Source organism: Terribacillus saccharophilus, from assembly GCF_046592895.1.
Classification (GTDB): Bacteria; Bacillota; Bacilli; order Bacillales; family Amphibacillaceae; genus Terribacillus; species Terribacillus saccharophilus_D.
This window is the reverse complement of record NZ_JAWVPU010000002.1, coordinates 40,786-52,176: the sequence shown is the minus strand read 5'-3', so window position 1 is coordinate 52,176 and position 11,391 is coordinate 40,786. Positions and strand designations below refer to the sequence as shown.

Genomic DNA, 11,391 nt, shown 5'->3' with positions numbered 1-11,391 from the left:
AACACGGAAGACAGCTTTTTCACTTGCGATTATATATCAAACTGATCAGTTTAATAATACTTCGACTGATTGATATGTTAAATCATGCGCCTCTGCAACAGCTTCATAAGTCACAAAGCCGTCCAAGGTATTGATTCCTTTTGCCAGGGATTTATTTTCCTGACACGCTTTCTGGAATCCTTTATTTGCGAGCTGCAGGGCATATGGTACCGTCACATTCGTTAGTCCGATCGTGGATGTACGCGGCACAGCGCCCGGCATATTGGCAACCGCATAATGCAGTACATCATGCTTTGTGTATGTCGGATTATCATGCGTGGTTATTTTATCGGACGTCGCAAAAATTCCGCCTTGGTCAATGGCGACATCGACAACCACAGAACCTGGCTTCATACTGCTGATCATCTCTTCTGTTACTAGCTTCGGTGCTTTGGCACCTGGTATGAGAACGGCACCTACGACAAGATCAGATTCTCTAACAGCCTCGGCAATGTTCAAAGGATTGGAGACGACTGTATTGATCGAGCTGCCGAACAGATCGTCAAGCTCCCGCAAACGCTGCGGGCTCAAGTCCACTATCGTAACATCCGCTCCAAGACCAATCGCTATCTTCGCTGCATTCGTCCCGACGACACCGCCGCCGATGATCGTCACTTTTCCACGCTTCACCCCTGGTATGCCGGACATGAGGATGCCGCTGCCGCCATAGGGTTTCTCCAGAAATTGCGCACCGATTTGGGATGCCATCCTGCCGGCAACCTCACTCATCGGTGTTAGAAGCGGTAAGGAACGATCTTCCAGCTGCACCGTTTCATAAGCAATGGCAATGACTTTCTTCTCAATCAATGCATTCGTCAAGGAACCTTCCGCTGCTAGATGCAGATAAGTGAAAAGAATGAGACCTTCGTAAAAATAATCGTATTCCTCGGGGAGCGGCTCTTTCACTTTCATGACCATCTCATTGTTCCATGCATCTGCGGCTGCCGGTACAATCACCGCCCCTGCTTGTTCGTACTGCTCATCCGTGAAACCCGATCCAAGACCGGCCCCGGTTTCGATGAACACATCATGACCCGCATCATGCAGGAGTGTCACGCCAGACGGTGCCATGGCAACCCGGTTTTCATTATTCTTTATTTCCTTCGGTACACCAATCTTCATTCTGCTTACCTCCATTCCATATGTAACAGACTAACTTCCACCATCAGTATAGCACTTATCACAGCGATAAAAACGCTAAAAGCCGGTCCCCCTCGAACTTGGGACCAGCTTTTAGCGTTCATTATTTTGTTACTGTTTCAGAAAGACGAACAGTATCTCTCACAATCATGACTTCTTCGTTTGACAATGACCTTCACTGGTGAGTGAAACAGCATTATATCAACGTTTCTCTTATTAATTTAATGTAATCTACCATTTAGGTCATGGTTTGTCCAAGTATTATTTTTATAATTACATATATAGAAAGTTAGCAAAATTACAATTTTAGAGTACGTTATAATTGTTTGATATGCTTACATGAAATATTTCGACAAGATCCCCTAAGGATAAAGATACAATATAATTTCATATTTTATTATGTTATTTAGGTAATAACTCAAGCAATACTTAGTGCTATACCCAAAGTAGGTGTAGCAGCTGGTGCAATGGCAAACGTTTGGCTGCAATATAATCTTAAAACTGGTTACTTCAAAGTTAGAGATGGAACTGCTTTAGATACAGATCCAAATTTTATTTGGGGAAAGAGAACTGTTAAACTGTATAAAGAAAAATCCAGAAAACACTATTATCAACAAAAACTTCTAAAGCTTGGAGACAATACAATCCCGTTATTTAATGTGTAAGTCTAAAGAGGAGGCTAACAGCATGAACTACAAAGCACTTTGGATTACTGGATACATACTTTTCGTTTTAGCCCTAATTTTGGTGTTTTTCTTCGTGGCAGACGAACATAGATTTATCGGTTTTATTATTGCTGCTATTTGCTTAGGGATTTTTAGAATTGCTATATATCCGCTGAGAAAGAAATCTAAAAGTGTGAAGTAATTCAGCCTTTTAAAAGCTTTCATTATCAGACAACCGATGTATATTGGTTGTCTTTTTTACTTTCATTCAGTTTGGATCACGCATTAATATTCGTTTCAAATTCAGTTGTCTTATGCTTTAAAATATGGATCAGCAACCAGTTTCATTATGCTTCTAACTAAGCATTTAGGATTATTTTGCACATAAAAAACCTCCTCCTAATTATTAACTAGGAGGAGGTTTATCTAATTTAGGTCTTGGTTAGTCAGAGAGAAAATCAAGGTGAAAATCCACTTCATCTGCTTCTGATTCTGTCTAACGAAAACCCTATAAACCGTATAAAATCAAGGTTTATTTTGTTACTGTTTCAGAAAGACGAACAGTATCTCTCGCAATCATGACTTCTTCGTTTGTCGGGATTACAATGACCTTCACTGGAGAGTGTGGGTAAGTCAGGAATTGCTCTTTACCGCGAACATTGTTCAGGGATGGATCATAATAAACACCCATGAACTCCAATCCTTTTAGGACGCGTTCACGAACTGTCGTACTGTTTTCACCAACACCTGCAGTGAAGATGATGGCATCCACTCCGCTCATACGCGCTGCGTAAGAACCAAGATATTTATGGATTCTTTCAGCAAAGACATCAAGTGCAAGCTCAGCACGCTCATCGCCTGCTTCGGATTTGCTTTCGATATCGCGCAAGTCACTGGAGAAACCGGAAAGTGCAAGCATTCCGCTCTCTTTGTTCAACACATGCAATACTTCATCAGCGGTTTTGCCTGTTTTGCGCATGATGAATGGGATAAGAGCAGGGTCGATGTTACCGGAACGTGTACCCATCGTTACACCTGCAAGCGGTGTGAAGCCCATGGATGTATCAACCGATTTTCCGCCTTCGATTGCTGCGATGCTCGCGCCGTTTCCTAGGTGACAAGAAATCAAACGAAGCTGATCGATCGGACGATCAAGCAATTCAGCAGCGCGCTGGGATACGTATTTATGGCTTGTACCATGGAAACCGTACTTACGGATGCCATATTTTTCATAATAGTCATACGGCAAGCTGTAAAGATAAGATTCCGGAGGCATTGTCTGATGGAAAGCTGTATCGAAGACAGCGACAGCCGGAATATTTGGAAGAATTTCTTTGAATGCACGAATTCCTGTTAAGTTTGCTGGGTTGTGTAATGGTGCAAGCTCCGATACTTCTGCGATTTCTTCCATCACTTGTTCTGTGATAAGAACAGAATCGCTGAATTTCTCTCCGCCGTGTACAACACGGTGACCTACGCCGTCAATCTCATCCAATGAAGAGATTACGCCCGTTGAAGTCAGCTTTTCAAGCAACATTTTTACTGCTTCTTCATGATTTTCAATATCTTTAGTTGTTTCATCTTTTTCACCATTGAATTTGATAGTGAAGATGGAATCCTTCAATCCGATACGTTCTACGAGACCCACTGCCTTTACTTCTTCCTCAGGCATGTGGATTAGCTGGAATTTCAGTGAAGAACTACCAGCGTTGATTGCTAGAATATTACTCAACATGTTCAGCCCCTTGTAAACTTTTACGTACTTCCCTATTTTACCTGTGTCGACAAGCTGATTGCAAGATATGTCGAGGACTTGTTTTGCTTTTCATTAATTTTTTTAGTTTTTTAAAGCGGATAGCTCTTTCTCGAACCAATCATTGATCTGCTTCAGGACATTTGCCATTGCATTAGGATTTTTGAAGGATGGCAGTTGAACCAGCAATGCTTGCTTCGGAGCCGTAGTCAGCGATCCTTTTTTCTGCAGGATCAAAACACTTTTTGCCTGCGATTCATTTTTGAACATCGTATCCGGAAGCTGCAATAATCCCATGATATGGGCATGCTGCTGCAGGAATGTGTGAAGCGCACGAGCTTGATCGCTTTCGAAAAGGAAGTTCGGCACGACCAATAAGAGGTATCCGCCTTCTTTGGTGTAATGCAAGCTTTGTTCAATGAACAAATGGTGTGCATAAGAATGGCCTTCTTCTGCTTTCAATTCAAATTGCGCTGCCTGGATATCATCGGGATAATACCCTACCGGCAAATCACTGACGACAAGATCGACAGGTTCTAAAAGGAATGGACGCAAGCTGTCCTGATGGAAAAATTCCACTCGTCTTTCCTGCATATTGGCATTCATGACAGCAAGCTGGATCAACGTTGGATCGACATCGCTGCCATAAGCATGCACTTCCCTTTCCACTTGATTCAATACAGCAGTCAGCAAATTCCCTGTTCCTACAGCTGGATCGAACATACGGAAGTTTTCGTTATCTCCGACCAACTTATTCGTCAAATATCCAATCAGCATGGCTACGGTATCAGGTGTCAGCATATGCTGCTGCTGTGTTGCACCCTTCATGCCTTTCAAGATGGCCAACTGGATCCCTTTGCGGATTTCTTCTTTTTTATATTCCTGTTTATCGAATACTGCCGCTTGTGTATCAAGCTGCTGCTTCAAAGAAGGCTGTTCAGTGACAGCTTCCATGTCCCGATCCAATATATATTCCATTGCTGCACCAAGTGCATCAAGATAAGGTGTGTTATCATGCGTTTCCAGTGTCTCGGCCATTTGGTCAAGTGCTTGGTAAACCTTTTCGACATTCTGTTGTTCCACGTGTCTTTTCCTCCCATTTCTCTTACATCTGTCTTATTGTATCAAATGCTGCAGGCATAAGCGAGAACAGGCATCGCTGCACAAAAAAAGCCCAGCCGAAGCTGAGCTTTTCCTTAACCGAAGAAGTGCATCAATGCTGTCGCACCGATTACCGTAGCAGCGCCGCCAAGACGAGTGGAGATCTGCGCAAACGGCATCAATGCCATACGACCGGATGCAGATAGGATCGCAACATCCCCTGTACCACCAAGACCGCTGTGACATGCTGTAACGATACAAGCTTCCACAGGATACATCTTCATCAGTTTACCAACGAAGTATCCGGATGCAGCCATTGCAACTACAACAGCGATACATGTAACAGCGAAACCGATCGTGAACACACTCGCTACGTCTTCAAGCGGGATGAAGACGACACCCAGACCTACCATTAGCGGCCAAGTGAACGCAGTAGATACAAATTTGTATAGCTGCTGTGCACCATCTTGCATTTTTTGCGGCAGCAAGTTGCCGGATTTAATGATTGTAGCTGTCACAATCATTATGATTGCTCCTGACAATGTGAAGCCAGCAAGAACATGAATCCAATGCTCCACTACTTTACCAAAGACATACAGACTCATTGCAAGCAATACACCTGCACCCATCAAATTGAAGTTGATTGCTTTGTTTGTGCTTTGTTTTGCAGCTTCCAATACTTTATCGCCTTTATCGGAGCGGACAAGTTTATCATGACCTGCAAGGTCGGGACGTTTTTCACCAAGCTTCTTCATCAAACCAGCGATGATGATGGCACATACGTTACCAATGATGGCAGCAGGTACTAGCTGTGAAACGAATTCCCCAGCACTTCCGCCAAGAACCCCAGCATATCCAGCGGACAATGGCAAGATACCTTCCCCGATACCACCAGCTATGATTGGTACGACAATGTAGAAGAAAGCATGATGCGCGCTGTAACCGAACAGCATACCAACCAGTGTACCAGCCACTACTGCAGCAATCGTACCAGCCACAAGCGGTACGAACATACGAATGAAGCCTTGAATAAGAACTGTGCGGTTCATTCCAAGAATACTACCTACAACCAAACAAGCGATGTAGAAGTAAAGGAAGTTCGATCCGCTTGATGTCATTAATTTGTCAACAGCATCATACGCTGTTGTTGGTAAGGAATTGAAAAATACGAGTACGGATGGAACAAACAAAGATAAAATTGCTGGTCCTCCGATACTGTTGAAATACGGAATGCGATTCCCGATGTCCCCTAAAAGCATTCCCAGCACCATGATGACAGCGAAGCCGCCAATCATATCAGCAGGTATTTGATTTGTGTATGCAGCAATGATAACAATGATAGCTAATACTATATACACTGGAAGCGGCATAGGGCCGACAGTCCAATTCATGATTTTACCAAATCCTGACGGCTTTTGGTTGTTTGAATCATGATCGCTTGTATGCGATTTCATTTCCATTGATAATGCACCCCCTAAGTAGATACGACTATTCTAATTTAACTACAATTAACTGTGTTATTTTTTAACTAAACTAAATGATAGATAACTTTTGTAATCAAAAAAGAAGTTGTTATGACTCATTAAGAATATTGGCTTAAAGGGGCGAATTTATTCGTCTGAAAAGCAGTGATTGATTAATCCTGTCATGATAAAATTTTTCATGTCTATTACTCAGGATGATTTCCCAAGGCGACAAAAAAAGAAGCCTGAATCGGCTTCTCCTTAAATATACTGACTGATATGATGGGAAGTATTGGCATTCACCCTATATTTGAAGACTGGTCGTCCAATACTGCCATAATGCATTTCCACTTCCAGCAGCTGGACGTCTTCCAGGAACTTCAAGTACTTTCGGACAGAGACTTGGGACATTTCTGTTTCTTTTGCTATATCTTCTGTTGTGAAGAAATTATAACGGAAAGTAAGGATGCTGTTCCAGACAACTTTCAAGGTGCTCCTTGTCAGCCCTTTTGGCAGCTGTATCATCTGCTCCTGCTCAGGAAGCTGCAGCAGCTGGCTGTCCAGTTCTTGCTGTGTCATTTCTTCTTTATTGCTGAAGATCAGCTGACGCTTCCGGTAACCGCTCAATGCATGCTGGAAACGGTCGAACTCGAACGGCTTGATCAAATAATCAACAGCCCCATACTGCAGCGCCTCCCGGATCATCGGTTTCTCACTTGCAGCCGATATGATGATGGCATCCACTTTTTGATCGCGTTTGCGAAGCTCCTTCAGCAGTTCGATTCCGTTCTTCCCTTTCATATAGACATCCAGCAGCAAAAGATCCACCTCATTCTGCTGGATGAATTCCAAGGCTTCTTTATAATTTTGAGCCGCCCCGACGGCAGCGAATCCGCTCATTTGTTTGACATAGCGTTTGTTCAATTCGCTAACCATCGGATCGTCTTCCACGATCAGTACTTTAATCATTCGTTACATCCTCCTGTATATCATACGGCAGCTGGACGCTAAAAGTCGTTCCTTCACCGGGCTCACTTGTCAGGACAAGGAAGCCTCCCAGCTTATGCACGTAGTCCTCCACTTGATATAGGCCGAAACCTCGGTCGTTCCCTTTTGTGGAGTATCCTTGTTTGAAAATCTTTTCTTGCCGCTCTTCACTGATTCCTTTCCCTGTGTCTGTCAACTCAAGAAAGAGCAACCCATCTGTATACTTCATGGATAGCTGTACTCTTTTTTCAGGCTGCTGGTCGACGGCATCCACGCTATTATTCATCAAATTGCCGAGTATGGTGATCAGCATCTGATTGGTTTTTTCCGATGTATTCGGAATCGTGTCACGGCAACTAACTTCAAGCTGCACACCATTTTCCGCCATATAACTTTTCTTCCCAAGCAGGAAGCCTGCAAGGATAGGGTTTTTCAAGTGATGAATCATGGCAATGGTAGCAGACCGCTCCTTACCCGCGACGTTTTTCACATAGCGTTCCAGCTGATCGTAATCCTCCAGTTCAAGCAGCCCTAAAATCACATGCAGCTTGTTCATGAAATCATGCGTCTGCGCCCGTAGAGCATCGGCATACAGCATCGTGTCGGTGAGTTTCTCATTAAGATGGTTGTATTCGGTCCGATCAAGGAATGTGGCAATCGCACCTTCTGTCTTGCCTTTGATTTGAATTGGAATCTCATTCATGACCAGCGTCAGTCCATTATGTTCCACTTGCCGGCCAATCAGCGGTTTATTCCATGCGATAACCTGATGCAGCTTGGTAACCGGAAGCACATCATCCACATGGCGGCCTCTAAGTTCCCCTTTTATCCCCATTTCCTCCAGCAGTCTCTTGCCTTCCTTGTTGACCATCTGGATCTTCCCGTCAGTATCGACCGCTAACATACCGTCTTTGATCGATTCAAGCATGGCAATCCGTTCGCTTAATAGCGCCGCAATCTCATCCGGCTCCATGCCGTGCATGATTTGTTTGATTTTCCGTGCCAACAGGACAGCTCCGATGAGCCCGATGACCAAACTAAGCAGGGTAGCCAAATATAACGGGATGCGGTTGCTGCGAATGATTTCATTCAGCTCATTCATCGTGATGCCGACAGCCACGACTCCGACTTGTTCATCCTGTTCATTATATATGGGCGCAAACGCCCGTAAACTCAATCCTAATGTCCCTTTTGCCTTGGAGACGAATTCTTTTCCCTCAAGTGCTGGTTTTTCGTCACCGCCAGCGAATCGTTTGCCGATTTTATTCGGGTCGGGATGACTCAAACGGATGCTATCCATGTTCATCACAACGACAAAATCAGCGTCGGTGATCCCCATTGCTTGTTTGGTGAATTTCTGCAATGTTGCGGAATCCTCTTCGTCCGCAGCTTCCACCACTACTGGATCGACTGCTATCAGCTTAGCTGTCTGAAGGACACGATCCTGCTCTTGGGATTTGATATTATTACTCGTCTCGATTCCGATCATGACGAATGTTGTCGTCACCGCCAGAATCACGACAATGAACACCAATGCAGTCATCTGCGTCCGCAGATTTATCTTCTGTTTCAATTATAACCTTCTCTCTGTCAGCTTTCGACGTTGCAAGCTCAGTATCTTTAAATTATAGCGGAATAAAGTCAGATTACAAACTAAAAAAACCACCAACAGGCGGCCTTTTAGTCAATATATCGTTTCATCGTCGAATCGCTGCGATTTTTGCTGCTTTTTCTGTTTCGGATTTTGCTTCAGCATTTCCTGGATTTTCTCCACAGCAGCTGGTGCTGCTTCGATCAGTTTTTCATATAAGTGTGTCTGTTCATCCAAGTGGATCATCTTGACACCTTTATGGCCGACAATGAGGAAAGCAATCGGGGTGATGGACACACCGCCTCCGCTTCCTCCTCCAAAAGGCAGCTCCGTTTGCTCACTTTTACCTTGGGAAGCAGCATCAAATTCGCTCCCGCCTGCTGCAAATCCGAAGCCGACGCGGGAAACAGTCAAGATGATGCTTCCATCTGGAGTTTCCACTGGATCGCCGACTATCGTATTTACATCAATCATTTCCTTAAGGTTTTCCATTGCGGTTTTCATTAATCCCTGAATCGGATGATCCGCCATACTGCTCGCTCCTCCTATCTGCTTCTGGCATTGGATATGATAGCTTGCATAGCTTTCCCGGTACGAATGGACACTATGCATTGAAAGCTGGTACGGAAAAAGGAAGTATGAAAGACCGGCTCTACCTGTATATCAAAGGGCTGTCGTGATTGAAAATTCGACCTGATGACCTGATTCGCTATTCCCTTTAAAGTCCATATGAAACCGATCATTGTGCCAGTCGAGGCTGCATCTGACATACCTATCGTCGTGTGCCAACTAAATTGATCCACTTCTGCGTTTTTTCCAAGGCGCAGCAGATAGGGGAAAGCTTGCCGTATTTTTTGTAAGTCATCGAGGAAGCCGGTTACCTGCTCTCTTATCTCCTTGGCAGAAGCAGAAGCGGAATCGATGGAGGAATCCTGCTTCATTTGCCGGTTATGTACACAGATACCGAAAATTCGTATTTGGATGTTCCAATCTGGTGTATCATAGCGTATGAGTACCGTCACTTTAGCAAATAGCACCATGACAATGACCAACGCGATTGCAGCTATCCCGATACCGATGATCCACATCATTTCCGGCTCCTTTCCCCCACCATTTATACGTTTCCTTCACAGAAAAGGAGCAGCGTTTGCTGCTCCTTCATGCCATACTTATGAAATTATCTGCTTAATTGCTCTTGTGCTGTACGTACTAGACGTTTCGTGATTTCTCCTCCAACAGAACCGTTGGCACGAGAAGTTTCGTTTCCGCCAAGCTGTACACCGAATTCTTGTGCGATCTCATATTTCATTTGATCTAGTGCTTGTTGTGCTTGAGGTACTACTAGCTGGTTGCTTGAGTTGTTGTTAGCCATTGTGTGTCACCTCCTTGTACATGTAGCATGTGCCGACAAGGAGGTAAACATACAAATTTTCTTTATGGGAAGTTCTTACAATAAATCAGCGAATGGCGCCTTTTCTTCAGCAGCTGGAGATGCGGTGATGATTTCCGTTCCTTCGATTGCCCGCTCGAACTCAGCAGAGAAATCGATTGTACCTTCATACAAATGAACCTTTTCAAGCCGCGGTTTTGTTTTAGGCGCTTCCGGCACGAATACCGTACAGCAATCATCATATGGACGAATCGAAATATCATACGTATCAATCTGTTTGGAAATATCGATGATATCCGACTTGTCCATTGTGATGAGCGGCCGCAGCACCGGGTAATTCGTCACTTCATTGATCGTGTGCATGCTTTCCATCGTCTGACTTGCGACCTGGCCAAGGCTTTCTCCTGTAGCGAGCGACAGAATGCCATGTTTTTGGGCAATTCGTTCACTGATCCGCATCATCATCCGGCGCATGACGGTCATGCTGTAGCCGAAAGGTATTTCTTGGTGGACCTTCACTTGCAATTCCGTGAATGGCACCACATGGATCTTCACTTTGGCACCGAATTTGGATAGTGATTGCGCCAAATCGATCACTTTCTGCTTTGCCCGCTCATTGGTGTAAGGCGGGGAATGAAAATGGATCGCTTCAATTTCCACACCGCGTTTCATGGCAAGATATCCGGCTACTGGGCTGTCGATACCGCCTGAGAGCATCAGAAGTGTCTTGCCTGAGCTTCCTGCCGGCAAACCGCCAGGACCCTTTATCTTCTGACCCGTCACATAAGTTGCACGTTCACGTATCTCTACCATGATGTCCACACCGGGAGTCCGGACGTTGACGGGATACCCTTCACTGTTTTGCAGGACATATGCTCCGATACGCTGATTCATCTCTTGTGAATCAATCGGGAAGCGTTTATTGGTCCGGCGGCAGGAGATTTTGAAAGTCGTTCCAGCAGGATTGTCCAGCAGCAGCTGCAATGCCGCTTCCTTGATTGCTTGTTCTTCATTCTCTGTCCGAATTGCCAAGCTGAAGCTATGGATGCCGAAAATATGACGGCAAGCTTCCACGATCGGTTCGTGATTTTCCCCATGCAAATGGATATACATCCGATCACGTGTACGCTCCACTTTAGCTTTCGGGAAAGGTTTGATTTGGTCTTTCACGTTGTATTCCAGCTGTTTGGTGAAATGCTTCCTGTTTTTCCCTTTCAGTGCCATTTCACCATACCGAATCAATATATGATCATACTGCATAA

The 11,391-nt window shown here is 44.5% G+C and carries 12 protein-coding genes; 2 read left to right on the top strand and 10 right to left on the bottom strand.

The genetic code is table 11. The features are described 5' to 3' along the window. Positions 1-45: 45 nt before the first annotated feature. Positions 46-1,161, bottom strand: a complete 1,116-nt coding sequence (ald, locus tag SFC66_RS05960) for an alanine dehydrogenase (protein WP_411217809.1) — start codon at positions 1,159-1,161, stop codon at positions 46-48. A gap of 485 nt (positions 1,162-1,646) precedes the next feature. Between ald and SFC66_RS05955 the strand changes: the two genes are divergently transcribed. Further along, complete coding sequence (locus tag SFC66_RS05955; protein ID WP_411217808.1) at positions 1,647-1,844, top strand: hypothetical protein; 198 nt, start codon at positions 1,647-1,649, stop codon at positions 1,842-1,844. A 22-nt stretch (positions 1,845-1,866) separates the two neighbouring features. Continuing rightward, a complete protein-coding gene (locus SFC66_RS05950; RefSeq protein WP_411217807.1) occupies positions 1,867-2,046 on the top strand; it encodes a hypothetical protein in 180 nt (59 codons plus the stop codon). Between the two features lie 330 nt (positions 2,047-2,376). On the opposite strand, the gene SFC66_RS05945 is transcribed toward SFC66_RS05950, so the two are convergent. The 9 genes from SFC66_RS05945 to thiI form a co-directional block, all read right to left on the bottom strand. Then, entirely contained in the window at positions 2,377-3,576 is a 1,200-nt protein-coding gene (locus tag SFC66_RS05945) for an acetate kinase (RefSeq protein WP_411218698.1), read from the bottom strand. 105 nt (positions 3,577-3,681) lie between these two features. After that, a complete protein-coding gene (locus SFC66_RS05940) occupies positions 3,682-4,680 on the bottom strand; it encodes a class I SAM-dependent methyltransferase (protein WP_411217806.1) in 999 nt (332 codons plus the stop codon). Positions 4,681-4,793: 113 nt separating this feature from the next. Continuing rightward, positions 4,794-6,158: a 2-hydroxycarboxylate transporter family protein gene (locus SFC66_RS05935; RefSeq protein ID WP_411217805.1), complete on the bottom strand. Its 1,365-nt coding sequence runs from the start codon at positions 6,156-6,158 to the stop codon at positions 4,794-4,796. 264 nt (positions 6,159-6,422) lie between these two features. Then, a complete protein-coding gene (locus tag SFC66_RS05930; protein ID WP_411217804.1) occupies positions 6,423-7,130 on the bottom strand; it encodes a response regulator in 708 nt (235 codons plus the stop codon). After that, entirely contained in the window at positions 7,123-8,721 is a 1,599-nt protein-coding gene (dcuS, locus tag SFC66_RS05925) for a DcuS/MalK family sensor histidine kinase (RefSeq protein ID WP_411217803.1), read from the bottom strand. Before dcuS ends, SFC66_RS05930 begins: the two co-directional genes overlap by 8 nt. Before the next feature lie 111 nt (positions 8,722-8,832). Next, a complete protein-coding gene (ytfJ, locus tag SFC66_RS05920; protein WP_095217238.1) occupies positions 8,833-9,270 on the bottom strand; it encodes a GerW family sporulation protein in 438 nt (145 codons plus the stop codon). 14 nt (positions 9,271-9,284) lie between these two features. After that, positions 9,285-9,830, bottom strand: coding sequence for a DUF2953 domain-containing protein (locus SFC66_RS05915; RefSeq protein WP_411217802.1), 546 nt, complete (start codon positions 9,828-9,830; stop codon positions 9,285-9,287). Between the two features lie 86 nt (positions 9,831-9,916). Continuing rightward, positions 9,917-10,111 (bottom strand): alpha/beta-type small acid-soluble spore protein, encoded by a 195-nt coding sequence (locus SFC66_RS05910; protein ID WP_095217236.1) that lies wholly within the window; start codon positions 10,109-10,111, stop codon positions 9,917-9,919. Positions 10,112-10,186: 75 nt separating this feature from the next. Further along, on the bottom strand, positions 10,187-11,389 hold the full coding sequence (gene thiI, locus SFC66_RS05905; protein WP_411217801.1) for a tRNA uracil 4-sulfurtransferase ThiI: 1,203 nt from the start codon (positions 11,387-11,389) through the stop codon (positions 10,187-10,189). Positions 11,390-11,391: the final 2 nt, after the last annotated feature.

Excerpts from the sequence above, each read along its gene's own strand:
- ald (WP_411217809.1), bottom strand. The coding sequence starts at position 1,161 with ATGAAGATTGGTGTACCGAAGGAAATAAAGAATAATGAAAACCGGGTT.
- SFC66_RS05955 (WP_411217808.1), top strand. The coding sequence starts at position 1,647 with ATGGCAAACGTTTGGCTGCAATATAATCTTAAAACTGGTTACTTCAAA.
- SFC66_RS05950 (WP_411217807.1), top strand. The coding sequence starts at position 1,867 with ATGAACTACAAAGCACTTTGGATTACTGGATACATACTTTTCGTTTTA.
- SFC66_RS05935 (WP_411217805.1), bottom strand. The coding sequence starts at position 6,158 with ATGGAAATGAAATCGCATACAAGCGATCATGATTCAAACAACCAAAAG.
- SFC66_RS05930 (WP_411217804.1), bottom strand. The coding sequence starts at position 7,130 with ATGATTAAAGTACTGATCGTGGAAGACGATCCGATGGTTAGCGAATTG.
- ytfJ (WP_095217238.1), bottom strand. The coding sequence starts at position 9,270 with ATGGCGGATCATCCGATTCAGGGATTAATGAAAACCGCAATGGAAAAC.
- SFC66_RS05915 (WP_411217802.1), bottom strand. The coding sequence starts at position 9,830 with ATGATGTGGATCATCGGTATCGGGATAGCTGCAATCGCGTTGGTCATT.
- SFC66_RS05910 (WP_095217236.1), bottom strand. The coding sequence starts at position 10,111 with ATGGCTAACAACAACTCAAGCAACCAGCTAGTAGTACCTCAAGCACAA.
- thiI (WP_411217801.1), bottom strand. The coding sequence starts at position 11,389 with ATGCAGTATGATCATATATTGATTCGGTATGGTGAAATGGCACTGAAA.